Raw genomic sequence first — 23,690 nt, 5'->3', positions numbered from 1 at the left:
CGGCATGCTAACTTTTTGCAGTATCATGGCATCCGAAAGACGCTCGACCGCTCCTGCGATTGTTGTGCAGCTTTTGCTGGGCATGGCACTCTTTGGCAGTGCGACGCCGCTCAGCAAGCTAATCGGGCAACAGTTCTCGGTCTTCACGGCATCATGCATGCGAATGCTGATCGCTTGTCTGGTCCTTGCTCCATTTACATGGCTGCTGACGAAACGGTTTGCCGGTGCGAAGCGGTCGGACTGGTGGGTGATTGTCGCGATTTCATTATTCGGGATGGTCGGTTTCACCGCAGCCATGCTTTTTGGTATGCGTCTCACTACAGGCGTGATCGGCTCGACGATCATGAGCGCAACACCGGCAGTGACTGCCGGCGCGGCCGTAGTTTTCTTCGGTGCCGCAATGAACTGGCGGACGTCGGGAGCACTGGCCCTTGCGGTCGCGGGGATAGTAGCAATCAATCTGCTACGAACGGAAGGAGGCGGAGACACGGAAGCTCCGATCCTCGGCGCAGCTCTTGTCGCAATGGCCGTGTGTTTCGAGGCAGCCTACACCCTGCTTTCACGGAAACTGTCCGACGGTATAAGCTCGCTGGAGGCCACGCTGGCAGCCTCATTGATTGCTGCGTTGGTTTTTGTTGTTCTGGCTATCGTTTTCGACCCCCAACCGTTCGATTTTTCCGACGTAGGTCAGACTGGGTGGTTTGCGGTAGCCTTCTGGGGCGCGGCTACAGCGGGGCTTGCTCCTGTTTTATGGTATAATGGTGCCCGCAAAGCGCCGGGAGCACTCACGGCAGGTGCTATGGCGGTCATGCCCCTCAGCGCGCTTGTGCTATCTTATTTGTTGCTCGGCGAACCTTTTCGCTGGTCTCACCTCTTGGGCTTTGGGTTGGTTTTCTCAGGGCTTGTTCTGATGATAGTCGAGCATTCGAAGTCGGAAGATTAGGCTCCGGACCGGGATTCCCAGAGCCGCCATAATGTGATCCCGCAGCGCCCCCCAGCAAGTTGCGCGCAAACTTGACGCGGTTTCCTGCCGTGCTGCCAGCCTATTCTCGACGAGAAAACCGCCGGGCCGTTCGAGCGCCTTGCTCATATTAAATGGCGATCAGCCTACTGCTTCAGTGACTAACCTTTGTTATCAAAGAGGATTTTTGCGACGAGCGGAGAAACTATCATCGCGGTGCGAGCGTTACTCCGCTGTGACCAAGTCACTCTTGGTCAATTTCAGTCGGAAAGGAGTTATCACGATGTCGCATCAAAACGTAAGGAGCAGCGATCTGATTGGCAGCGACCGCGTCGAAGGAACGGCGGTCTATGGGTCCAATGGCGACAAGATCGGTACTGTCGAACGTGTCCTGATCGAAAAACGCGGTGGTCAGGCCCGCGATGTCGAGATTTCGGTGGGCAGCTTCCTTGGTATGGGCGGCGAGTTGCACAGCCTTCCTTGGGAGAAGTTCGACTACAATACCGATCTGGGTGGCTATCAGCTCGACGTGACCGAGGATCAGTTGAAGGGCGCGCCGACCTATAAGGAAAGTGAGCGCGACACCGCTTATGACCGCGATTACCAGACGCGGTCGTACGACTATTGGGCGGTCACACCTTACTGGTGACGGAAGCCACGAACCGAGCGCGCACGAAGTGGCGAGAAGCATATTGAGTGGAGACGAGGAGCAGATACCATGCCGACAAAATCGAAAGCCCAGCAAAAAGCCGCAGGAGCAGCTCTGTCTGCGAAGCGCGGCGATACCAAGGTGAGCGATCTGCAAGGCGCTTCGAAAGACATGTACGACTCGATGAGCGAGGACGAGCTTGAGGATTTCGCCAAGGGCGAGCGCCAAGGGAAACCCGAGCACGCCGACAAGGATGATTGATCGCCGGTATCGCCGTACTGAAGCTTTGTCGATCAGGCGACCGCTCGCCCACCCCGCTCGGTATGTGATACAATAAATTGGTTCCGCGCGTCCTGATCCAAGACTCTGTTCGAGAGACTAGAGAGGCTTTAAACAATGGCGGAGGCTCAGGCGGTCCGCTTTGATGAAGCATTGGATATGCCGGAAAGCATAATTCTGGACGTCATGCGATGCTGGCGCGATGCCAAGGATCATGGCGAAGCGGTTCAGCCCTACATATACCAGACGCTGGCGCGGCATCGGCTTGAAATTCTCGTCCCAGTTTTTGATAGCCTGATGACCCTTTGCGAAGCGGCTATGAAACGATCCTTTGTTGCCGGCGAAGATGGCGATCGAAGCGGCGACGAAACCGCTCTGATCGATATGCTCGTCGATCCCGAAGACGCGCGAATTTATATCGGCTGCACTCAAGAAGATCGCATTTTGTTGAATTGCGCTTTGCGTTCGACACGATTGATGATGGAACAGGCGGTCGCGGGGATATCGACAGGCCGCCCACAGCAATATTAGACCAGAGCTGTCGGCGTATGGTCAGCGCCGCGTCCCTTCCAAAATTTCCGCCGAAAATTTGCATCTCACATGTCACACGATCCGAAACACTTCCCCTGTCCTGGTATCGCGGTAGAGATCAACCCGCTCCCCATCCCAATGATAATCAAGATGGCGACCCTGGATCGCATTTGAGGCGAGGTCGGGATAGAACAGGCCAGCACACTCGCCACTTTCGCGGCGCACGCTGGAATAAGCCACGCCGTTGGACCCGGCTGCCCGTAACTGCCCTCCCAGCGTTTGGCTTGCCGAATAGTCATTCGGATCCGCGGCTTTACTAAATCGTCCCTCATCCGCGCGGAGATCATGCAACCGCGCATTGATGTCCATCACGACCTCGCGGAATTGCGAAGTCCAGCCTGGTGCTTCGTTCGTGCGCGCCATGAAGCGGCTATGATGATGAATGGTTTCGAGCAGCGCGACCTCGAAGCTGTTGCCCGCATAGAGCACGCCATAGCTGCCGTCACTGAATCGCGTCGGGCGGTCGGGGCTGACATGGGTGAACGGTGCCATAAGATACGTCGCCCCCGGTCCGCCGACACGCCGTTCTTGCGGTACGAGGTCGAGATTGCCGATATTTTCCATCAATCGCGGATTGGTCTTTTGCTCCGCCGAGATGAGCAGCGGCCAGTCGGCAGGATCGGCAATATCCTCGAACAGATCGATCGGCGGATGGATGCTGCGGATGATACGGACCGCGTCTTGCCATTCAATGGTGGAAACCGGGACCGTGTCGGGATCGATCACCAGCCGCCACGCTCGGCGTCGAGATAGCGGCGCACCCGCATCAGATCGGTCAGTTCGCCGCCCAGCATGATATCGAGCGCGGAGCGACCCTGAAATGCGCTATTGGGTGCCTTGATCCAGTCATGGGCGCGCCGTGTCTCACGAAAGATATAGCGCAGCGCCTTGTGAATACCGATCAGGTTGGACAATCGCGCCTTGCCGTCGCGGTCGATCCGGCCGGGTTCACCGTCCGCTTTCCAGCGGCGGTAAGACCGCACGGGGACGTCAAGCAGTGTGGATGCCTGTTCGTCGGTCACATCCCATTTTCCGAACAGGTTTACCACCGCACGAAACATCGCAGCGGCCTCGTCATCGGTAATCGGGACGGGCCGAAAATCGCGAATTGCGGTGTCTACAGGCTGAAATGCAGTCATCATGATACTCCTATATGGCATCGTATGGGTCATATAGGGCCATTTGGCAACCTTCGTTTGTAATATCGGGGTTCTTGTCGCTTGTCCCCCGTCAGCGCCAATGGCACAGATTTGAGGTTGTGATTTAAGGAGGATTTGGGCTTCGTCGTAGTGACGAAGGAACGAAGATGAAGCCCAAATCCTCAAGCTCCAAAAAGCCCGCCGAAAAGGTGGTAAAGGACATCCGCCGCAAGACCCGCCGACACTTCTCAGCGGAAGACAAGATCCGGATCGTGCTCGATGGGCTACGAGGCGATGACTCCATTGCCGAGCTTTGCCGCCGCGAGGGTATCGCCCAGAGCCTGTATTACACCTGGTCCAAGGAGTTCATGGAAGCCGGCAAGCGCCGTCTGGCTGGTGACACTGCGCGTGCTGCGACCACGGACGAGGTGAAGGGTCTGCGCCGTGAAGCGCGCGATCTGAAGGAGTGCGTGGCCGATCTCACTTTGGAGAACCGCTTGCTCAAAAAAAGCATGATCGCGGATGGGGGAGGCGACGAATGAGATACCCCGCATCCGAGAAGCTCGAGATCATCCGGATCGTCGAGCAATCGCACCTGCCCGCCAAGCGCACGCTGGACCAGCTCGGCGTTGCTCGCCGGACCTTCTACCGCTGGTATGATCGCTACCTTGAAGGCGGGCCCGAAGCGCTGGCAGACCGGCCATCGACGCCGAGCCGGGTGTGGAACAGGATCGCGCCCGAGGTTCAGGATCAGATCGTCGACATGGCTCTGGAACACAGCGAGCTATCGCCGAGAGAGCTGGCGGTGCGCTTCACCGACGAGAAGCGCTACTTCGTGTCCGAAGCCACGGTCTACCGCCTGCTCAAGGCCCACGACCTCATCACCAGCCCGGCCTATACGGTGATCAAGGCGGCAGAGGCGTTCCACAAGAAGACCACGCGCCCGAATGAGATGTGGCAGACAGACTTTACCTACTTCAAGATCATCGGGTGGGGCTGGATGTATCTGTCGACCGTGCTCGACGATTACTCGCGCTACATCATTGCATGGAAGCTCTGCACCACCATGCGAGCCGAGGACGTCACTGACACGCTCGATATGGCGCTAGCAGCCTCAGGCTGCGATCACGCCAACGTGCTGCACAGGCCCCGCCTGCTCAGCGATAATGGCCCCAGCTACATCGCTGGCGAACTGGCCGAATACATCGAGGCCAACAAGATGAGCCACGTGCGCGGCGCACCCTTCCACCCACAGACCCAAGGCAAGATCGAGCGCTGGCACCAGACCCTGAAGAACCGCGTGCTGCTAGAGAACTACTTCCTGCCCGGCGATCTCCACCAGCAGATCGAGGCCTTCGTCGAGCATTACAACCACTGCCGATACCACGAGAGCCTCGACAATGTGACACCTGCCGATACCTACTTCGGCAGGGCTCCTGCCATCATCAAACGAAGAGAAAGGATCAAGCGAAAGACACTCGAACATCGGCGCTTGCAACACCGCAGGCTCGCCGCCTAACATTCAAACCTCAGACGAGGCCCGCACTCCGCAAACCTACGCCGCGAGTTGTGCCAAATGTTCTGACGACGGACAGCGGTGGCAATCAGCAATATCAGCCGGGTAGCGCTGCTGTGGGCAGGCTGCGCACAGCCATCAGCACTGCAAAAACGCACTTTGCGCAAGTGAAGAAACCACCCAAGGGCCACGACTAGGAAGGCTGCGATTGTGAGCGGCAAGTGGTAGGGAACAAACCATGCGAGCCCTCCAGCGCCAAGGCCGACCGCGACAAGGGCCAAGGGCAGAACGCAGCAAGCAGCCGCGGAGAGAAGCGCAGCTGCACTTGCCAGTACTCCGACGCCAGCCACCCCGCGATCGCTCACGTTTTTCGGCTCGTCGTATTGGATAGTCTGCTCGGTCATCTTTGCTTCCGCTCGATTCGATCCCTATGTACTTCCTGTAGTAGATATAGGTGCAAGGAGATTCGACATGGGCGGCCTGTCGATAGGTGAGCTGGCGCGCAAGACCGGCGTCAATATCGAGACGATCCGGTATTTCGAGAAGATCGGAATGCTCGGTGCGCCGGAGCGCACAGCAGGCGGTCACAGGGTGTTCGACGATGGTCACCTTCGCACACTCAAATTCATCAAGCGGGCGCGCGAACTAGGCTTTGCGCCAAAGGAGGTTCGGACACTTCTGGACCTGGGCGGTCCTGCCAAAGCATGCTGCGACGAAGTGCGCAAGATTGCAGTTCATCACCTCGAAGAAGTGCGGGGCAAAATCGACGATCTCGTCCGATTGGAACGGCACCTAGCCGCCACCGTCGAGCAGTGTTCGGGCGGGCATGTGCCCGACTGCGCAGTCATAGACATGCTGGAAACCGCCCGGCCCTAGACCCACCCCTAGACCATGTATCCGATGTCAGACGCGCCGGTTGGATAGGCGAACATCGTAGTCTTCAGATCGTCCGCAGTGAGCCCATGGCGGATCGCCAGTCCGAAAATATTGATGGTCTGATCTGCGCCGGGTCCGACAAGGTGGGCGCCCAGTATCTTCCCCGTCTGCTCATCAACCAGTGTCTTGTAGCCGTAGACCGGTTCAGCGATCCGCCTGGCGGTGAACCATTGAGAGGTCCGCTCGCACTTTGTTCGAAATTTCAGCCCCGCCTCTTTCGCGTCGGCCTCGGTGAGGCCAACCCGGGCGATAGGCGGAAGCGTGAAGGCCACGCTCGGTACACCTTTGTAGTCGGGCTTGCGGTGATTGCCTTCGACGAGATTGGTCGCGACAACTTTTGCATCATGGCTGGAAACGGGCGTGAGTGGCGGCCCGTTCGAGGCAGCATCTCCGGCAGCGTAGACGGCCGGATTGCTCACGCTCTGCAGAAATTCGTTCAGCTTCAGCTTTCCGTTTTCGACTGCGACACCGCCCTTTTCGAGATCGAGCCGCTCAATCGCCGGGGCCCGTCCTGCCGCATGAACGACAAGATCGGCCGCAACCTCGATCGGCCCCTCCTTGCCACTCGCATGGACCGTATACTCTCCGTCCCGTTCTCGAATGGCATCGACGGTCGTATCGGTAATCACGCGGACACCGATCCGATTGATCGCATCCATGAGCCAGCTCACCAGTTCTGGTTCGAACTGCGTCAACATGCGCGGTCCCCGCTGGAGGATCGTTACCTCGGCTCCCGCGCGGGCGGCGATATGCGCAAACTCGGCGGCGATATATCCGCCGCCGACCATCACGATCCGCTTCGGCAGCGAGGGCAATTCGAGAAAGCCCTCATTGTCGATCAGGTGCTTTTCGCCCGGGATGACTAGAGGTATAGGTCTGGCTCCTGACGCAATCAGGATTTTGCGGTATTCGATTTCCTGGTCGCCTACGGAGAGCCGATCAGGCCCCGTGAATTTTGCCGTTCCATGCAAGGTCACGATGCCGGCCTCTTCATACCGACGCTCATGCTTTTCAGGCACGGGGTCGGTGAAGCTGCGCTTGAAGCGGATAAGGTCGGACCAATCGATGCGTAAAGTCCCCTCTACCCCGTGACCTGTCATTCGTTGTTTTGCTTCGATCGCTTCTGCGCCGGCCACCAGCATCTTTTTGGGATCGCAGCCGCGTAGCGCGCAGGTGCCGCCAAACGGTTTCTCGTCGACGACCGCGACTTTCCAGCCAGCTTTCGCAACGCGCATAGCGCAAACCATGGCTGCAGTCCCCGTGCCGATCACTACCAAATCGTATTCCATGTTCACTCTCCTGCCCGCTCAACGAAGCTGGAGCGGCTACAGGTTCCAATGCCACCATCGAAAGATCGGTGAAAGGCAAAAGTCATTCCTTGAGAATATCTTAGCCTGCTCTAAATTAGTAATAGCTAATGGAGAAGATTATGGGCCAGGACGGGCATTCAGAAACGGATTTCATTCGCCAGGCTGGCGAGGCCAGCCGCCTGCTGAAAGTGATGGCCAACCAATCGCGCCTGCTGGTCCTCTGCTTCCTGGCTGAGGAAGGCGAGTTGTCCGTCGGCGATCTGGCGCAGCGAGTCGGGCTGAGCCCGTCCGCCCTGTCGCAGCACCTCGCAAAATTGCGCGAAGACGATCTCGTCGCGACCCGCAAGGAGGCCCAGTCGGTGTTCTACCGTGTGTGCGACCCGAATGCGCAGCGGGTTCTCGAATTGCTGCACGACATCTTTTGCCCCGAACTCGGCCAATCCCCCCAGCCGAGCGACGACATCGGAGAGATAGTATGAGTGACGACACGAATATCGAAAAGGCCATTGCACAAGTGAACGGCGTTCTTGCCGGCAATCCGCGAGCGCCTCACGTCAAAACCTTCTTCCATGAGCCGACCTTTACCGCGACCTATGTCGTCAGCGACGATCAGACCAAGCGCGCAGCCATTATCGACAGCGTCTGGGATTTCGATCAGCCCTCGGGCCGCACCAGCCTGGAAGCGGCGGACGAGATCATCGATTATGTGCGCGAGGCAGGCCTGACCGTCGACTGGATTCTGGAAACGCACGCACATGCCGATCACCTGTCGGCCGCGCCCTATTTGCAGGAAAAGCTGGGCGGCGAAATGGCCATCGGGCGCGGGATCGTCACCGTGCAGGGCGTATTCGGCAAGGTGTTCAACGAAGGCACCGAATTCGAACGCGACGGCTCGCAATTCGACCGCCTGCTGGAGGATGGCGACGAATTAATGATCGGCGAGATACCGCTGATCGCGCTCCACGTTCCCGGCCATACCCCGGCCGACATGGCCTACATCGTGGGCGATGCGGCCTTTATCGGCGATACGATGTTCATGCCCGATTATGGCTCTGCGCGGGCCGATTTTCCGGGCGGCAATGCGCGCAACCTCTATCGCTCGGTCCGGCGACTGATGCGCCTGCCGGACGAGACGCGGGTATTCCTGTGCCACGATTACAAAGCGCCCAATCGCACCGAATTCGTGTGGGAAACCACCATGCTCGCACAGCGCACAGCCAATGTGCATCTTCACGAAGATGTCGATGAAGATCAGTTCGTCGAGATGCGCACGCAGCGCGATGCGACGCTGGAGATGCCGCGCCTGATCCTGCCAGCCATCCAGGTGAACATGCGCGGCGGCCATTTGCCGCCGCCGGAAGATGACGGCACGTCCTACCTCAAGATGCCGGTGAACAAGCTGTGATGCTGCCCGGATTTCCCGATGCCGCACCAGTGGCCGGATTGCTCGGCGGCGTGCTCATCGGCCTCGCGGCCGCGCTGATGCTGCTGGGCGCAGGGCGAATTGCCGGTGTGTCAGGCATCGCCGCGCGCGCCTGCGGCATCAGCGGGGACGGTATGCCCAGATCCGCAGCGTGGGCGTTTGTCCTGGGCCTGCCGATTGGCGCAATGCTGATCGCCTGGATTACCGGCGGAATCGAGGCAAGCTTTGCCGGTTACGTACCGCTGATCGTGGCGGGCCTTCTGGTCGGCATCGGCGCGCGGATCGGCAGCGGCTGCACCAGCGGCCACGGCGTATGTGGCGTCAGCCGGTTGTCGCAGCGCTCACTTGTTGCCACGGCGACCTTCATGGCGGCCGGGATCGCGACCGTCGCCGTCATGAACGCCTTGGGGCCAGAGGTGCTGTCATGACGCGGCTGGTGCCGCTCCTATCGGGGACATTGTTCGGCGGCGGGCTGGCGCTGGGCGGCATGGTCGACCCGGCGCGTGTACGCGGCTTTCTCGACATATTCGGGCACTGGGATCCTACCCTCGCGTTTGTGATGGGCGGCGCGGTGATCGTGATGGCGATTGCCTGGCGGATCCAGGCGCGCATGGCGCAGTCCTTGATTGGAGCCACGTTCGCCCTTCCCGACCGGACAGACCTGACCCCCCGCCTGATCGGCGGCGCCGCGCTGTTCGGCACCGGTTGGGGAATTGCCGGCCTGTGTCCCGGGCCAGGCTTCGCCGCGCTGGTAATCCAACCGGCAAAGGCGGCGGCATTCGTCGCGGCGATGCTGGGCGGAATGCTGATCGTCCGCTTGTTTGAGCCGCAGCGCTAAAGCGTCGTCGGAGCAATCGAAGCCATGGCCGAGCCCAACCTGCTGGCACGCTACCTCCCCATTCTGCAATGGGGGCGCACCTATAATGGTTCAGTCTTGACGAACGATCTGGTGGCGGCGGTGATCGTTACGATCATGCTGATCCCGCAGAGCCTCGCTTACGCTTTACTGGCCGGCCTGCCACCGGTCGTCGGGCTATATGCCTCGATCCTGCCGTTGGTGGCCTATGCGCTGTTCGGGACGAGCCGGACGCTGGCGGCGGGTCCGGTCGCGGTCCTGTCACTGATGACCGCATCTGCTGCGAGCGCTGTCGCTGCGCAGGGCACGGCCGAATATGTCGAAGCGGCGATCACGCTGGCCGCTCTGTCGGGTATCCTGCTGGCTGTGCTGGGCTTTCTTCGGCTGGGCTTTCTTGCCAACCTCCTCTCGCATCCGGTGATCAGCGGTTTCATCACGGCCAGCGGCATTCTGATCGCCACGAGCCAGATCAAGCATATCCTTGGGATTCCGGGCGGCGGCGACAATTGGCCGGAGATGCTGGGATCGCTCGCGTCCAATATAGGCCTGACCAATCCGTGGACGCTGGCCATCGGTATACCGGCGACGCTGTTCCTGTTCTGGGTCAGGGGCGGACTGAAACCAGCCCTCTTGAGGATCGGGCTGAAATCGCGCGCCGCCGATATCGCTGCGAAGGCGGGTCCCGTGATCGCGGTGGCGCTGACCATTCTGGCGGTCGTTATGCTCGATCTTGCGGAAAAAGGCGTCGATCTGGTCGGGGCCATTCCGCAGGGGCTGCCGCCCTTCGCCACCCCGTCGACCGACATGGACCTGATCGCGCAGCTATGGGTGCCCGCTCTGCTGATCTCGGTGATCGGGTTCGTGGAGAGCGTCTCGGTCGCGCAGACCTTGGCCGCCAAGAGGCGTCAGCGTATCTCGCCCGACCAGGAGCTGATCGGGCTGGGCGCATCGAATATCGCAAGCGCCTTTTCGGGCGGCTATCCGGTGACGGGCGGGTTCGCCCGCTCGGTGGTAAACTTCGATGCCGGCGCGGAAACGCCGGCTGCGGGCGCCTATACGGCCATCGGGATCGCCCTGGCATCGCTGTTCCTTACGCCGCTGCTGTTCAGCCTGCCTATCGCCACGCTGGCGGCCACGATTATCGTCGCGGTGCTCAGCTTGGTCGATCTGAAGACGTCCGGTCAGCTGTGGCGCTATTCCAAGGCGGATTTCGCGGCGCATCTGGCGACCATCGTCACCACTCTCTTGGCTGGCGTGGAACTGGGCGTGATTACCGGTGTCGTGGTTGGTCTGCTGCTGTATCTGTGGCGCGCATCGCGGCCGCACGCGGCCATCGTCGGGCGTGTTCCGGAAACCGAACATTTCCGTAATGTGGAGCGGCATGATGTCTTTACCGTTTCGCACGTCCTGTCGATCCGTATTGATGAAAGCCTGACCTATCTCAATGCGCGCTGGCTGGAGGAATACGTGCTCGAGCGCGTCGCGGACCAGCCGGAGGTGCGCCACGTCATCCTGATGTGCAGTGCGGTCAACGAAGTGGACGCCTCGGGCCTGGAAAGCCTCGAGGCGATCAATCACCGGCTCTCCGATAGCGGGATCGACCTCCACCTATCGGAAGTTAAAGGTCCGGTGATGGATCGGCTCAAGCGAACCGAATTTCTCGAGAAAATCGGCGGGCGTGTGTTTCTGTCGCAGAACCGCGCGTTTCGCGAATTGTCGCGGGATAATGGCGATCCGTCTCTGCCCGACGATATCGCTCGAGGTTTGATATGAACGAATATCCAAAAAGGAAATGGAGATTGGCATATCTCTCGGCGTCCATCGCTATAGGCATTTTCGACGCACTTGTTTTTCCTCATCGTCCGCCCAGGCGGCACTTTTCCTGTGAACTCGCAATCCTTTACGGTTGCCAACCGTTTTGCTCGGAGGCCTGCTTTCGGCCTGACCGCATCCCCTCGTAAACCGACCAGAAGGAAACTCATCATGCTTCTCGAAAAAATCAAGACACCCGGCCTATCCCATCTGTCCTATCTCGTCGGGTCCGGCGGGCAGGCGGCAGTGATCGATCCGCGCCGCGATTGCGACATCTATATCGAGAAGGCCCGCGCCGAAGGCTTGGCGATCACGCATATTTTCGAGACGCATCGTAATGAGGACCTCGTTTCCGGCGCAGCGGTCCTGGCCGACATGACCGGGGCAAAGGTGCTGCACGGCCCGAACGCCGATGGCGAAGTCGTCTATGCGCAAACGACGTGCGAGGGCGACAGCTATCGCGTCGGCCAGCTCGAATTCCGCGTATTGGAGACGCCGGGCCATACATTCGATCATCTCGCCTACGCATTGTTCGACACCGAATATCCGGAGAAAGCCGTTGCCGTGTTTACCGGCGACGTCTTGTTCGTCGGCGACGTCGGACGCACCGACTTCTATCCCGACCGCAAACGCGAGGTCGCAGGCCTGCTCTATGATTCCCTGCGCAAGATCTGCGACCTGGGCGATCAGGCCATCATTTATCCGGCCCACGGCGCCGGTTCTGTTTGCGGGTCGGGCATGGCCGACCGCGAGTTCTCAAGCGTGGGCCACGAGCGGCACAACAATCCGCGGCTGCAGATCGAGGACCGCGAAGCCTTTATCGACTTCAAGGTGGGAGAGAACCATTATCAGCCTCCCTATTTCAGGTTGATGGAGCGGCTGAACCTGGAGGGCGGGAGTCCCGCTCCGCGGGTCATTGAGCCGAAACCGATGTCGCTACAGGAGCTAGGCGAATGCGGCGCGGACCACCTCGTCGATATCCGCGAGCCGCTCGCCTATGCGTCGGGCCATCTGCCCGGCAGTATCAATCTCCCGGTTGGGATGATCCCCGCCTTTGCGGGGTGGTTTATCGGCGAAGGGGAGAGTGTCGCCCTGATCGCCTCGTCGCAGGGCCAGCTGAATACTGCCATGGAACACCTGGTCCGCATTGCACTGGACAACGTTCTGGGTGGTTACGTAGGCGTGGTGCCCGCGGCGGCGGCGGGCAAGAAGATGCGATCGATTCCGATGGTGGATACCGAAACAGTCGAACGGCGGCTGACCGGCGAACACAACGAATGGACACTGCTCGATGTGCGTGATGCCGATGAACGGGCGGCAGCCGCGATCGACGGCTCGGAGCATATTTATGTCGGCGAACTGTCTAAGCGCTGGCAGGATCTGGACCCGGCCCGCAGCTACACCCTCATGTGCGCGAGCGGAATGCGGGCGACAGTGGCGGCAGGCTGGCTCGACGCCCACGGCTTTGACAATGTGGATGTGTACCTGGGTTCGATGGGCGCGTGGAAAGCAGCGCAGAATTGAATTGCTAAAACCTATCCCGATAGCCGACTGACCAATTGCGGAACGCGCTCCTTGCATCTGCGAAGGTAACGCCGCAAGGCGCGCATCCGTATGTCACGCGAGCATCGTAGACTCGCCCCGATCTCAGCGAGGCTTTTTGCAGCGTCGAGCAATACGTCGGGTTCATGGATCTGGACCCGGTGCAGCCGGTCACTGATCCGATCGATCAGGACCGTCAGACACCGGTATGTCGGCAAAGACGGTCAAGCAAACTGCGACGAAAACGTCCTGCTCGATATGGTGGTTTCTCTCGATGATGCGGAAAATCACGTGAAAGACACGCATGAAGCTGTCGCCTTGATGATATGCGCCTTGCGTTCGACCAGATTGGATGATGCAACTCCTTCGCGCGAAAGTAGAACTGCACCATGAGCAGTAGCATCTGGACATGATCTTCCGTGGCTGGCCCGTACGGTTGCTGTCAGGTCAGCAAAGGAACTTAAGAAACCCGTCCCGAAAGGTTGCCCCACCTGCCCCGCAACATCCCTTCCTCCTCGCCCATATATCCGCGCGTCAAGGGCAAAGCCCGCCGATCCCGGCAATACTGAATCTGGTAATTGCACATTCCGCCATTTTCGAAAGCCGCCGTGGCGCCGGCTAGGTAGAAGATCCACATGCGATAGAACCGCGCATCGAACATTACCTCGATCCTCTCGCGGTTGGCTTCGCAATTGGCATACCATGCGCGCAGCGTTCTGGCGTAATGCAGCCGCAGCACTTCGACGTCACTGGCAATGAGACGATATTTCTCGCTCGCCGCGACGGTTTCCGAAAGCGCCGGAATATAGCCGCCGGGGAAGATGTATTTGCGCGTGAAAGCGTCGGTTGTCCCCGGTGTGCCGATCCGACCGATCGTATGGAGCAGCATCACTCCGTCATCCGCGAGCATATTGGCGCAGCTGCGGAAGAATGTCTCGAATTGCGGGCGTCCGACATGCTCGAACATGCCTACAGAGACAATCCGATCGAAACGCTGCCCGCTGGCGGCAAGATCGCGGTAGTCGATCAGTTCGAACTTCACGCGGTCGGAGACGCCCGCTTCGTCGGCGCGTGTACGCGCAAGGCCGAGCTGCTCCTCGCTGAGCGTGATGCCCGTGACGCTCAGATCCATTGTTCGGGCGAGATAGATCGCCATTCCGCCCCAGCCACAGCCGATATCGAGAACCTCTTGACCCGGTGCGAGCGCGAGCTTCGCGGCGATATGGGCGAGCTTGGCCTCCTGAGCTTCGGCCAGTGTCTCGACGCCTTCGTCCCAATAGGCGCAGCTATACTGCATGTGCTGGTGATCGAGCATCAGTTGGTAGAACGCGTTTCCGATATCGTAATGATGCGCGACATTGCGCTGCGAGCCAATCCGCGAATTCACCGACTCCAGAGCGAAAGCGGCACGGTTACGCCATCGTCGCAGGCGGCTCGGCCGACCGATCGAGCCTCCGCGGTCCCACGGCGCGTTGGCGCGCAAAAGTTCGACCAGTTCCATGATCCCGCCGCGCTCGATAAGCAGCCGCCCGTCCATGAACGCCTCCGCCGCACCCAGTCGCGGGTCCAGAAGTATGTCCCTCGATACGTTGCGATCGGCAAAGTGGATGGTGACATCCGGGAAGTTTTGCGAAGGTGTACCGAAGTTCTCGCTTGCACCATCGGCGAAATACACCGCCAGCGTTCCGCGCTTGATGATGCCGGCAAGATAGCGGGTGATCAAACGCTTGCTCATTCAGGCACTCCACGCGGCGCGGCACTCCGCCGCCAAATCTCTGATTTTCTATACTATCTATAGGGCAACTCGGAACAAGTCTCCGGCCACACGGATTGGAACCGGTGATGATCGTTCCCCGTTCCCAACCGCAATCGCGCGATGTTTCTGGTCACTATGACGAGCTCGATCGTGTTTATCGCGAGGTCTGGGGCGAACATGTCCATCATGGCTATTGGCGATCGGGCGACGAGCGGGCCAGCGAGGCAGTGGACGCACTAGTCGATTTGGTCGGTGAACGCATGGAACCCGAAGCCGGGCAGCATTTCTGCGATATTGGATGCGGCTATGGTGCAACGGCCGAGCGTCTTGCCACGTCCTATGACGTGGAGGTTACCGGCCTCACGATTTCGCAGGAGCAACATGCGCGCGCAGAGCAGCGGACTGGCAGTGTTCGATTTCTGCTCCGCGACTGGCTGCACAACGATCTGGCGGAACAGTCTTTCGACGGTGCCTATGCGATCGAGAGCACCGAGCATATGTCCGACAAGGAGAGATGCTTCGCCGAGGCTCATCGCGTCACCAAGCCCGGCGGCAAACTGGTGATCTGCGCCTGGCTTGCATCGGAAAGCGCGCGCTCATGGGAAATCCGCCATTTGCTCGAGCCGATTTGCCGCGAAGGGCAACTCCCCGGAATGGGAACGCGTGAGGAGTATGTCGACTTCGCCGAATGCGCTGGGTTCGAGCTTCTCTCTTTCGAGGATATAAGCCATCAGGTAAGGCGGACCTGGGACATTTGTCTGCTTAGGCTCATGAAACGGCTCGCCACCGACAGTTCCTATCGTAAACTTGTCACCAGCAGCGAGACGCGCAACCGCAGCTTTGCGCTAAGTTTACCCAGGTTGATGCTCGCCTATCGGACCGGTGCCATGCGTTATGGTTTGTTCACGTTTGCGCGCCCGGCGACCGAACCGGGAGTGCGCGGCGAATCCGAACTACAAAAGGAGGCTCCATGCGCCTGAACGCTTTTTCAACCTGCCTTGCCTCCCTTGCTCTTGCCGGATGCGGCCATGTGGCGGATATACCGGTGGAAGCCGCAAGTGGGCCGGCGCCGCAGATCGTCGAACCGGCCGAGACCCTTTTGCCAACGTTCGATGTCGCTCCCGCCACCGGCTGGCCCGACGGCGCCGCGCCCGTGCCGGCACAAGGCATGGCGGTCACGTCATTCGCCACCGGACTGGATCATCCTCGCTGGCTCCATGTTCTGCCCAACGGCGATGTCCTCGTCGCAGAATCCGCAGCGCCGCCGCAGCCCGAGCTGGGCAAGGGTATCAAGGGTTTTTTCATGAAGCTTTTCATGAAGAAGGCTGGTTCGGCGGTCCCGAGCGCTAACCGTATCACGCTTTTGCGCGATACGGACGGTGACGGTGTCGCCGATATGCGGGCGCCCTTCATCACCGAACTTAATTCGCCGTTCGGGATGGCGCTGGTCGGGTCCGATCTCTATGTCGCCAATACCGACGCGGTCCTGCGTTTCCGCTACGAAACCGGCGCCACGAGCATTCCCGATGCGGGCGAAACAATCGCCGTCCTTCCTGCCGGACCATACAACCAGCACTGGACGCGTAGCCTCGCCGTCAGTCCCGACAACACGAAACTGTATGTCGCAATCGGTTCGGCGAGCAATATCGGCGAATACGGACTGGAGCATGAAGTCGGTCGCGCCGCAATCCGCGAGATCGATCTGCGCACCGGTGCCGAACGGCTGTTCGCCAGCGGTTTGCGCAATCCGGTCGGAATGGCGTTCGAACCGGAGAGCAACCGGCTCTGGACGGCGGTCAACGAACGTGACGAGCTTGGGTCGGACGTTCCGCCCGACTACATGACAGCGGTCGAGGATGGCGGATTCTATGGCTGGCCTTATTCCTACTGGGGCGATCATGTCGACGAGAGGGTCGAGCCGGGCCGCCCCGACCTCGTTGCTTCAGCGTTGGTTCCCGACTACGCGCTCGGCCCGCACACCGCCTCGCTAGGGCTGGCATTCACCGGTTCAGCGCATCCGGCGCCGCTCGGCCTGCAAGGTGCTTTCATAGGTCAGCACGGCTCGTGGAACCGCAAACCCCCGAGCGGATACAAGGTCGTGTTTGTCCCTTTCGCTGAAGGGCGACCCAGCGGTCCGGTCTACGATATCCTCACCGGCTTTCTGAGCGCCGATGGCGAGGCTTACGGTCGGCCCGTCGGGGTTGCCCTAGATGGGCGAGGCGGGCTGCTGGTCGCCGACGATGTGGGCAACACGGTCTGGCGGGTTTCCGACGAGGAGATGCCAGGTCGTGCGGTCCAGTAGGTCAGATCCGACAGGGGACGGGACCTGAGCAGGCGGGGAGAAGCGAGTGGCACTGTCGCCCAAGTCGGATCATCTCCCCGGCGCATTCACTATGCCGGCAGGAAAATAGCGCGGGTCAGGTCGATCGCGGATCTCCGCGCCCGGGCCCACAAGCTCATGCCCCGGTTCGTCCTTGAATATCTCGAGGGCGGCGCGGGGCAAGAAGCCACACTGGACAGGGAACGCAAAGCCTTTGCAGAATGGCGAGCGATGCCCTTCACGCTGTCCGACGAAGCGTGCCGCGATGTTTCCGCAAAAATGCTGGGCCGCGACGCATCGCTCCCTCTTGCGATTGCGCCAACCGGCCTCAACGGCATTTTCATGCGCAATGCCGATGTCGCGCTGGCGCAAGGCGCTGCCGAAGCCGGCGTACCGTTCATCCAGAGCACGATGTCGAACGACAGGATGGAAGATGTCGCGGCGGTGCCGGGGCTGCGGCACTGGTGGCAGCTCTATGTCTTCGGTGGCGAGGAAATCTGGCAGGAGCTCGTCGACCGCGCCGACCGGGCAGGCTGCGAAGCCCTGGTGGTCACCAGCAACGCCCAGATCTTCGGTCAACGCGAATGGGACGAGCGGAACCGAACCGCTAGCGGTTTCCCCAACCTTCCCGGACTGATCGACGCTGCACGTCATCCTCGCTGGCTGGTGACGACGCTTTCGCGCGGTCTGCCGGAGTTTTCCAACGTCATCGACTTCGTCCCGAAGGACGAGCGCTCGTTCTTCGACAGCGCGAACTGGATCCGAGAGCAAATGCCGAAATCGCTTGGCTGGGACGACCTCGCCAGGATCCGCGAACGATGGTGCAAGCCTCTTTTCCTCAAAGGTGTTCTCAATCTCGAGGATGTGTCACGCGCGATTGAGCATGGTGTCGATGGCGTTATTCTTGGCGGTCATGGGGGTAGGCAGGCAGACTGGGCGGTTTCGGCGCTCGATATCCTGCCGCGCGCCCGAGAACTCTCCGGAGATCGTATCGCGCTTTACATCTCGGGTGGCATTCGCCGAGGCAGCGATATTCTCAAAGCACGCGCCTTGGGCGCGGACGCGGTTCTGACCGGTCGGGCCACACTTTATGGCCTTTACGCTTTCGGGGCTGCGGGAGTCAGCCGCGCGATCGAACTTCTCCGATCCGAGATGATGAACGAGCTTGGCCAGTATGGCGTGCCGAACCTCGATGCGTTGTCACCCGACCTGTTTGTCCGGGAAGACCGTCTGCCGCTCTAATCCGGAACTATTCTGCGGGAAAGGCCATCGTCGACAGGAGGGAGATCTCAGCAGCGCGACTGTCGAGCCGGGTATGCTGGACGATGATCGGAACATCGCTTTCGATGATGCTGGCATAGCTGGTGTCTCGTGGTACCGCCTCCGGTTCGGCCAGATCGTTGAACCGCATATGCAGTGTTCGCCGGGGCCCGACATCGATTTCATAAGGGCCGACCGGATCGCGATCAGTGAAGAACAGAGTGATCCGCACCTTGGCAGGCTGATCACCGGCATTGAGAATACATGCGGTCTCATGGCTTTCCAGTGCCCGATCGGCGTTCACCATGCTGCTTCCGGGAATATAGCCCTCGGCGATAACCCAACGTTTGCAACCGATCGCATCCATGGTGCACCTGCTCCTGTTTTCTTTTCAAGACCTCGGTCTTTCGGAACTCTCGCCGGGCACCTTTCGTTTCCCAAATACGACGGATGGGCCTGACTCAGGAGACATCATGGCACAGACAGTATCGCAATTTGTTTGGAAGCGCCTTCACGAATGGGGCGTGCGCCGGATCTTCGGCTATCCCGGAGACGGCATCAATGGTCTTGTCGGCGCCCTCGACGAGATGAAGGACAAATTCGAATTCGTTCAGGTGCGCCACGAGGAAATGGCCGCCTTCATGGCCTCGGCGCATGCGAAGTTCACCGGCGAGTTGGGCGTGTGCTTGGCGACCTCGGGCCCCGGCGCCTCGCATCTGCTGACCGGGCTCTACGATGCGCGGATGGACCACATGCCGGTGCTGGCCATCGTCGGCCAGCAGGCGCGCACCGCCGTGGGCGCGCATTACCAGCAGGAACTCGACATGACCTCGATGTTCAAGGACGTGGCGGGAGCATTCACCGGCTATGCCATGGTCCCGGCGCAGGTGCGCCATTTGGTGGACCGCGCAGTGCGGATCGCCAAGGGCAACAACCGCGTCACCGCGCTCGTATTTCCCAACGATCTGCAGGAAGAGGACATGGCGGAACCGCCCCGCAAGCACGGGGCGGTGTTCTCGGGTGTGGGATATAGCAGGCCGAAGATCGTCCCGGCGCAGGACGACCTCCAGCGTGCGGCGGAAGTTCTCAACTCAGGCAAGAAGGTGGCCATGCTCGTGGGCGCTGGCAGTAAGGGTGCGACGGATGAAGTCATCGCCATCGCCGACAAGCTGGGTGCAGGCGCGGCCAAGGCGCTGCTCGGCAAGGACGTGTTGCCCGACGATCTTCCGTGGGTGACCGGATCGATCGGCCTGCTTGGCACCAAGCCGAGCTACGATCTGATGATGGAGTGCGACACGCTGCTGACGCTCGGGTCCGGTTTCCCCTATTCGGAATTCCTGCCCAAGGAAGACCAGGCGCGCGGGGTGCAGGTAGATATCGAGCCCGGAATGCTCTCGATCCGCTTCCCGCACGATGTGAACCTGCAGGGCGATGTCGCGCTCACTATCGAGGCGCTACTGCCCCTGCTCGAGCAGAAAACCGACACTGGCTGGCGCGACGATATCGCTGGCTGGAAAAAGGACTGGGAAGAGACGCTGCACGACCGCGCGATGGTGGAAGCCAACCCGGTCAACCCGCAACGCGTGTTTACCGAGCTATCCCCGCGTGTGCCGGATCGCGCGATCCTGACAAGCGATTCCGGCTCCTGCGCCAACTGGTATGCCCGCGATGTCCAGATGCGACGCGGCATGATGGGCTCGCTTTCGGGCGGTCTCGCCTCTATGGGCGCGGGCGTGCCCTATGCGATCGCCGCCAAGTTCGCCTATCCCGACCGGCCGGTGATCGCGATGGTGGGCGACGGCGCGATGCAGATGAACAATATGGCCGAGCTCATTACGGTGGCCAAGTACCATCACAAATGGGCCAACAAGACCTTCGTCGTGTGCGTGCTCAACAACGAGGATTTGAACCAGGTCACTTGGGAGCAACGGGTGATGGAAGGCAATCCGAAGGCCGAAATGACGCAGCGCCTGCCCGATATGCCCTATCACAAGTTCGCCGAGATGATCGGCCTCAAGGGAATTTTCGTGGACGACCCAGGGCAGCTCGGTTCTGCATGGGAAGAGGCGCTTTCGGCAGGGAAGCCGTGCGTTCTCGAGGTGAAGACCGATCCGGAGGTCCCGCCGCTGCCGCCGCACATCAAGTTCGAGCAGGCCAAGGCGTTCATGACGAGCGCGTTGAAGGGCGATCCGAACGAAGCGGGCATGCTAAAAGGTGCAGCGAAGCAGGTGATGAGCAAGGTTTTCACGGAAGACTGATGCCCGCCGACGATAGACCTCACGCTGCGGGACTGATTGCCGGAGGCGCGGCCATTGTTGCCGGTTCGGTGCTGTCGGATTCCTCTGTGGAGCATTATCGCGGCTCCTTTGCCAACAAGGCGATGGTCCTGCCGCTCGGGGCTTCGGCGTTATCCCTCATCACTGACGGCGCGCTCGTTGTACGAGGCGGAGCGAACAGCGCGGTCAGACCGTGGTCCATCGGCGTTCATGCCGCCAGCGTGGGGATAGGTGCGGCCGGTCTGGGCTTCCATATCTACAACATTGCCAAGCAGCCGGGTGGTTTCAGCCTCGGGAATGTCTTCTACCAGGCACCGATCGGTGCACCTGCCGCGCTGGTTGTTGCGGGTGCGCTCGGCGCAGCCTCCCAGGCACTGGGTTCCGGCGCCGCGGCGCTGGGTCCAGTGCCGTTGTTATCGGGGCGTGCGCTTGCCGGCTTCACCGCTTTGGGCCTTGCCGGGACAGCCGGAGAGGCCGCACTGCTCCACTTCCGAGGCGCGTATCACAATCCCGCAATGTGGTTACCAGTGGCAATCCCGCCGGTCGCTGCCCTCGCGCTGGCGCGCGCTGCCCTGACCGGGCGCGTGACCTGGATCACCACTGCCTCGCTCGCCGCCACCGCGGCGCTGGGCCTGCTGGGATCGGCGTTTCACGCCTATGGCGTGTCGAAGAACATGGGAGGCTGGAAGAACTGGCGACAGAACGTGCTCGCCGGGCCGCCCATCCCCGCGCCACCGTCCTTCACGGGGCTTGCCATCGCCGGCCTTGGAGCACTGTTGCTGATCCGTAGATTCGCCCGTGACTGACCCTTTTCCGACCTATGACGTGCTTGCCAAGCGAGACACACCGAGCTGGAACGAGCAAACCCGCGAAGTCGTCGACAGGCGGCTTGCCCTTGCCGTCGCCGAAGGCGTGCTCAGCGATACCCAACTGGCAACACTGCGTGCGATCACAACCCGTGTTTGCCCCGACTCACCGGAACGACCCGCAACCACCACCCTGGCGATGGTGGTGCGAAAGATCGGCAAAGACGAAGGCGACGGGCACCGGCTGGACTGCCTGCCCCGCACCGCCGAATGCTGGCGCCGGGGGCTCGATGCGATCGAAGCGGAAGCAAGGCTGCGCTTCGATCGCGACTTTGCGGAACTTGAACCCGATAACGCAAACAAGGTTCTGGGGATGGTGGAACATGGCGAGGTCTGCGCCGAACTATGGGAGGACTTGCCGTCCGAGCTATTCTGGAAATGGCGTCTGCTGCCCGATCTGGCTTCCGCGCATTGGGCGCAGCCCTCGCTGTGGAGCGCGATGGGGTTTGGCGGACCGGCATCCCCGCGCGGCTATGTCCGGCTTGGCGAGAACAGGCGTGATCCGTGGGAAGCCGTCGAGGAATCACGGCGTCCCCTTCGCGGGTGGCCGCAACATCATGAACGATAACCCGCAAGAGCGGCCCCGCGCGCTGAATGGCAAGGCCCCCGATGTGTTCACGCGCGGCGGCTGGGTTCCCATGCGCGAATATGGCGAGGAAGAAGTAGACTTCGTCATCGTCGGCACCGGTGCAGGCGGCGGCACGCTTGCCTGCAAGCTGGCCGAAGCGGGCTTCTCGGTTATCGCCATGGACGCCGGAGCCTATTGGCGACCGCTGGAGGATTTTGCCTCGGACGAGCATCACCAGTCTAAGCTCTACTGGACCGACGAGCGGATTGTCGATGGTGCCGATCCAATTCATTTGGGCGCGAACAATTCGGGCAAGGCCGTCGGCGGATCGACCGTCCACTACATGATGGTCTCGCTGCGGTTCCGGCCCGAATGGTTCAAGAGTCGCAGCAAGCTGGGTTATGGGGTCGACTGGCCGCTCGATTGGCGTGAGATGTGGCGCTATTACCGCGAGGTCGAGCAAACTTTGAGCATCTCGGGTCCGGTCCGCTATCCTTGGGGACCGAAGCGCCCGCGCTATCCCTATCGCGCCCATCCCCTGAACGCCCCCGCCCGTTATCTCGCAAGGGGCGCGGAGAAGCTCGGTATCGCTTGGGCCGAAACGCCGATCGCGACGCTTTCAGCGCCACGCGGCAAGGCCCCTCCGTGCGTCTATCGCGGTTTCTGCGCCGCCGGTTGCTCGACCAATGCCAAGCAGTCGGTGCTCAACACCTGGCTGCCTCGGGCGCTCGCCGCCGGGGCCGAAATCCGCGATCTGGCGATGGTCGGGCGGATCGAAACTACGAATGGGCGAGTGACCGGCGTCCACTATCATCGCGGTAATGAATGGCGCTTTCAGAAGGCCAGGAACGTCGTGGTGGCGGGTTATGCGATCGAGACACCCCGCCTGCTCCTCAACTCCGCCAGTTGCGAGTTTCCCGACGGTCTCGCAAATTCGTCAGGTCTGGTCGGCAAGAACCTGATGGTTCATCTAAACCAGTCTGTTTACGGCTATTCGCAAGACGAGATCCGCTCTTACAAGGCACCGCCCAGTCTCGCCCTGACAGAGCACTGGAACTACGAGGACGCCGGCAAGGATTATCACGGTGGCTGGTGCTACATGGCCCCGGGCCCGTTGCCGGCGGACTGGGCCAGAACAGTCTCGCAAAGAGGTCTGTGGGGCCGCGAGCTACTCGACGAGATGACCCGATACAACCATGCGGCGGGACTGAAGATGGTCGGCGAAGTGCTTCCCGGCGAGCGCAATCGCGTTACGCTTGTTGACGAGACGGACCAGTACGGACTTGCCATTCCGCAGGTCACCTTCTCCTTCGGCGACAACGAGCACGCCATGATCGAGCATGCGCTGGATTTCATGGACCGCGCACTGGAAGTCGTCGGAGTCACGCAGCGTTGGCGCAACGAGAGCGAGACAGCGCATTTGATGGGCACCGCCCGCATGGGCCATGATCGTGCCACGAGCGTCGTCGATGCCGACTGCCGCAGCTGGGATATCCCTAATCTATGGATTTGCGATGGCTCCGTTTTCCCCACTTCGGGCGGTGTAAACCCTTCGCTGACGATCCAGGCGATCGCCTGCCGCACCAGCGACCGAATTGCGGAACTCGCAAGCAGAAGGGAGCTATAATAC

24 protein-coding genes are annotated in these 23,690 nt (G+C 60.7%); 19 read left to right on the top strand and 5 right to left on the bottom strand.

From position 1 onward, the window contains the following. The first annotated feature begins 25 nt into the window (after positions 1 to 25). From A9D14_RS18060 to A9D14_RS19710, 4 genes are all read left to right on the top strand, one after another. Positions 26 to 943 carry a DMT family transporter gene (locus A9D14_RS18060; protein WP_063612637.1) on the top strand — a complete coding sequence of 306 codons (918 nt, stop codon included), beginning with the start codon at positions 26 to 28 and terminating at the stop codon, positions 941 to 943. 301 nt (positions 944 to 1,244) lie between these two features. Next, complete coding sequence (locus A9D14_RS18055) at positions 1,245 to 1,610, top strand: PRC-barrel domain-containing protein (RefSeq protein ID WP_063612638.1); 366 nt, start codon at positions 1,245 to 1,247, stop codon at positions 1,608 to 1,610. Between the two features lie 69 nt (positions 1,611 to 1,679). Then, a complete protein-coding gene (locus A9D14_RS18050) occupies positions 1,680 to 1,871 on the top strand; it encodes a DUF3008 family protein (RefSeq protein ID WP_063612639.1) in 192 nt (63 codons plus the stop codon). 135 nt (positions 1,872 to 2,006) lie between these two features. Next, positions 2,007 to 2,420, top strand: a complete 414-nt coding sequence (locus A9D14_RS19710; protein WP_063612640.1) for a hypothetical protein — start codon at positions 2,007 to 2,009, stop codon at positions 2,418 to 2,420. Positions 2,421 to 2,492: 72 nt separating this feature from the next. Here the strand turns inward: A9D14_RS19710 and A9D14_RS18040 are convergent, their stop codons facing one another. Together A9D14_RS18040 and A9D14_RS18035 are read right to left on the bottom strand one after the other, a co-directional pair. Then, the gene (locus tag A9D14_RS18040) at positions 2,493 to 3,206 is read right to left on the bottom strand and encodes an RES family NAD+ phosphorylase (RefSeq protein ID WP_063612641.1); all 714 of its coding nucleotides are present in this window, start codon (positions 3,204 to 3,206) and stop codon (positions 2,493 to 2,495) included. Continuing rightward, complete coding sequence (locus A9D14_RS18035) at positions 3,203 to 3,619, bottom strand: MbcA/ParS/Xre antitoxin family protein (protein ID WP_063612731.1); 417 nt, start codon at positions 3,617 to 3,619, stop codon at positions 3,203 to 3,205. The genes A9D14_RS18040 and A9D14_RS18035 overlap by 4 nt, the downstream gene beginning before the upstream one ends. 167 nt (positions 3,620 to 3,786) lie before the next feature. On the opposite strand from A9D14_RS18035, the gene A9D14_RS18030 reads away from it, so the two are divergent. Next, positions 3,787 to 5,138 (top strand): IS3 family transposase gene (locus tag A9D14_RS18030; protein ID WP_087910616.1). Its coding sequence is split into 2 segments (ribosomal slippage): positions 3,787 to 4,122 and positions 4,125 to 5,138, totalling 1,350 coding nucleotides; the frame shifts between segments, so codons are not numbered across the junction. 468 nt (positions 5,139 to 5,606) lie between these two features. Then, positions 5,607 to 6,011 (top strand): MerR family transcriptional regulator, encoded by a 405-nt coding sequence (locus A9D14_RS18025; RefSeq protein WP_063612643.1) that lies wholly within the window; start codon positions 5,607 to 5,609, stop codon positions 6,009 to 6,011. An 8-nt stretch (positions 6,012 to 6,019) separates the two neighbouring features. On the opposite strand, the gene A9D14_RS18020 is transcribed toward A9D14_RS18025, so the two are convergent. Beyond that, entirely contained in the window at positions 6,020 to 7,366 is a 1,347-nt protein-coding gene (locus tag A9D14_RS18020; protein ID WP_087910615.1) for a dihydrolipoyl dehydrogenase family protein, read from the bottom strand. 134 nt (positions 7,367 to 7,500) lie between these two features. Between A9D14_RS18020 and A9D14_RS18015 the strand changes: the two genes are divergently transcribed. From A9D14_RS18015 to A9D14_RS17990, 6 genes are all read left to right on the top strand, one after another. Continuing rightward, positions 7,501 to 7,860, top strand: a complete 360-nt coding sequence (locus A9D14_RS18015; RefSeq protein ID WP_066850950.1) for an ArsR/SmtB family transcription factor — start codon at positions 7,501 to 7,503, stop codon at positions 7,858 to 7,860. Beyond that, on the top strand, positions 7,857 to 8,786 hold the full coding sequence (locus A9D14_RS18010; RefSeq protein ID WP_066850798.1) for an MBL fold metallo-hydrolase: 930 nt from the start codon (positions 7,857 to 7,859) through the stop codon (positions 8,784 to 8,786). Before A9D14_RS18015 ends, A9D14_RS18010 begins: the two co-directional genes overlap by 4 nt. Beyond that, positions 8,786 to 9,232 carry a YeeE/YedE family protein gene (locus tag A9D14_RS18005; RefSeq protein ID WP_066850797.1) on the top strand — a complete coding sequence of 149 codons (447 nt, stop codon included), beginning with the start codon at positions 8,786 to 8,788 and terminating at the stop codon, positions 9,230 to 9,232. The genes A9D14_RS18010 and A9D14_RS18005 overlap by 1 nt, the downstream gene beginning before the upstream one ends. Continuing rightward, complete coding sequence (locus A9D14_RS18000; protein WP_066850796.1) at positions 9,229 to 9,642, top strand: DUF6691 family protein; 414 nt, start codon at positions 9,229 to 9,231, stop codon at positions 9,640 to 9,642. Before A9D14_RS18005 ends, A9D14_RS18000 begins: the two co-directional genes overlap by 4 nt. Before the next feature lie 24 nt (positions 9,643 to 9,666). Further along, positions 9,667 to 11,433, top strand: a complete 1,767-nt coding sequence (locus A9D14_RS17995; protein WP_066850795.1) for a SulP family inorganic anion transporter — start codon at positions 9,667 to 9,669, stop codon at positions 11,431 to 11,433. Positions 11,434 to 11,643: 210 nt separating this feature from the next. Continuing rightward, positions 11,644 to 12,996 carry an MBL fold metallo-hydrolase gene (locus tag A9D14_RS17990; protein ID WP_063612649.1) on the top strand — a complete coding sequence of 451 codons (1,353 nt, stop codon included), beginning with the start codon at positions 11,644 to 11,646 and terminating at the stop codon, positions 12,994 to 12,996. Between the two features lie 478 nt (positions 12,997 to 13,474). Here the strand turns inward: A9D14_RS17990 and A9D14_RS17985 are convergent, their stop codons facing one another. Next, positions 13,475 to 14,749 carry an SAM-dependent methyltransferase gene (locus A9D14_RS17985; protein ID WP_066850794.1) on the bottom strand — a complete coding sequence of 425 codons (1,275 nt, stop codon included), beginning with the start codon at positions 14,747 to 14,749 and terminating at the stop codon, positions 13,475 to 13,477. A gap of 107 nt (positions 14,750 to 14,856) precedes the next feature. Here A9D14_RS17985 and A9D14_RS17980 point away from each other — a divergent pair, with 107 nt between their 5' ends. From A9D14_RS17980 to A9D14_RS17970, 3 genes are all read left to right on the top strand, one after another. Continuing rightward, positions 14,857 to 15,750 carry a class I SAM-dependent methyltransferase gene (locus A9D14_RS17980; RefSeq protein WP_066850793.1) on the top strand — a complete coding sequence of 298 codons (894 nt, stop codon included), beginning with the start codon at positions 14,857 to 14,859 and terminating at the stop codon, positions 15,748 to 15,750. Next, positions 15,741 to 17,072, top strand: coding sequence for a PQQ-dependent sugar dehydrogenase (locus A9D14_RS17975; protein ID WP_066850792.1), 1,332 nt, complete (start codon positions 15,741 to 15,743; stop codon positions 17,070 to 17,072). Before A9D14_RS17980 ends, A9D14_RS17975 begins: the two co-directional genes overlap by 10 nt. 156 nt (positions 17,073 to 17,228) lie before the next feature. Beyond that, positions 17,229 to 18,332: an alpha-hydroxy acid oxidase gene (locus tag A9D14_RS17970; protein WP_087910614.1), complete on the top strand. Its 1,104-nt coding sequence runs from the start codon at positions 17,229 to 17,231 to the stop codon at positions 18,330 to 18,332. Positions 18,333 to 18,339: 7 nt separating this feature from the next. Here A9D14_RS17970 and A9D14_RS17965 read toward each other — a convergent pair whose 3' ends face one another. Further along, positions 18,340 to 18,717 carry a sensory rhodopsin transducer gene (locus tag A9D14_RS17965; protein WP_066850790.1) on the bottom strand — a complete coding sequence of 126 codons (378 nt, stop codon included), beginning with the start codon at positions 18,715 to 18,717 and terminating at the stop codon, positions 18,340 to 18,342. Between the two features lie 106 nt (positions 18,718 to 18,823). Between A9D14_RS17965 and A9D14_RS17960 the strand changes: the two genes are divergently transcribed. The 4 genes from A9D14_RS17960 to A9D14_RS17945 are packed head-to-tail and all read left to right on the top strand — an operon-like array spanning position 18,824 to position 23,687. Then, the gene (locus tag A9D14_RS17960; protein WP_066850789.1) at positions 18,824 to 20,608 is read left to right on the top strand and encodes a thiamine pyrophosphate-requiring protein; all 1,785 of its coding nucleotides are present in this window, start codon (positions 18,824 to 18,826) and stop codon (positions 20,606 to 20,608) included. Then, positions 20,608 to 21,432 carry a hypothetical protein gene (locus A9D14_RS17955; RefSeq protein ID WP_066850788.1) on the top strand — a complete coding sequence of 275 codons (825 nt, stop codon included), beginning with the start codon at positions 20,608 to 20,610 and terminating at the stop codon, positions 21,430 to 21,432. Before A9D14_RS17960 ends, A9D14_RS17955 begins: the two co-directional genes overlap by 1 nt. Positions 21,433 to 21,451: 19 nt before the next feature. Then, the gene (locus A9D14_RS17950) at positions 21,452 to 22,060 is read left to right on the top strand and encodes a gluconate 2-dehydrogenase subunit 3 family protein (protein WP_157668306.1); all 609 of its coding nucleotides are present in this window, start codon (positions 21,452 to 21,454) and stop codon (positions 22,058 to 22,060) included. Continuing rightward, positions 22,050 to 23,687 carry a GMC family oxidoreductase gene (locus A9D14_RS17945; protein WP_066850786.1) on the top strand — a complete coding sequence of 546 codons (1,638 nt, stop codon included), beginning with the start codon at positions 22,050 to 22,052 and terminating at the stop codon, positions 23,685 to 23,687. Before A9D14_RS17950 ends, A9D14_RS17945 begins: the two co-directional genes overlap by 11 nt. Positions 23,688 to 23,690 lie beyond the last annotated feature (3 nt).

Source organism: Croceicoccus marinus, from assembly GCF_001661675.2.
Taxonomy (GTDB): Bacteria; Pseudomonadota; Alphaproteobacteria; order Sphingomonadales; family Sphingomonadaceae; genus Croceicoccus; species Croceicoccus marinus.
This window is presented reverse-complemented; position numbering and strand designations above follow the sequence as displayed.